Here is a 656-nt window from a genome sequence, read left to right as displayed (position 1 = left end):
CCCGTGGGCCGCGTTCCGCACGCTCCTCGCCGAACGCGTCCCCGGCGGCGCACAGCAGCGTGGTGGCGATGGCCCCGGTGATCAGCCCGGTCAACAGGCGGACCCGGCGCGGCCGGGACGGCGACAGGGTGGGCAGGGGCCGCCGTTCGGGCGGCGGGCTGAACCACAGCGCCCCGCGCCGGGCCCCCACCGGCGCTTCCGGTACGTCAAGTCTCTCCCAGGCCATTCCCTCGCCCCCGTATGCTCGCTTCCTGCCGGCCTCACCGGCGCACATGTTCCTGACAAGTGCACCGTCTATGTTCGCCTCACGAGGCCACTTTTGTCACAGCCGTCACGCGCATTTCGTACGACGGGCGGGCCTGGTCGCGGTGGTAGGCGCCGGTCGCTCGGGCGGGTGGGCGCACTCGCCGGCCGGTTCCCCGGCTCGGCTCGCGTGCCGGCGGGGCGGTAGCAGCCGGTATCGGCCTGGATGACGGCGTCGATGACCGCGCGGCGACCCACGGCGGCCGGGGCTCAGCGCACAGCGCGGCGAGGTCGTCCGAGCTGGGGTAGGCGTGGTGGTGCGCGCTGGCAGTGCCGGTGACGCGCGCTCCACGGGCGACGGCGATCCGCACGCCGAACGAGCCGACTCCGCCGGAAGCCGCGGGGATCAGCAC

1 protein-coding gene is annotated in these 656 nt (G+C 74.7%); it reads right to left on the bottom strand.

Annotated features, from left to right (window positions below):
* Positions 1-226, bottom strand: a 226-nt coding sequence (locus tag KUM32_RS37890) for a hypothetical protein (RefSeq protein WP_217146364.1), incomplete at its 3' end; no start/stop codon positions are given.
* Between the last annotated feature and the right edge of the window lie 430 nt (positions 227-656).

This window comes from Streptomyces sp. AC627_RSS907 (assembly GCF_019049165.1).
Note: the sequence above shows the minus strand (reverse complement) of the source record. Positions and strands in the feature narration are given on the sequence as shown.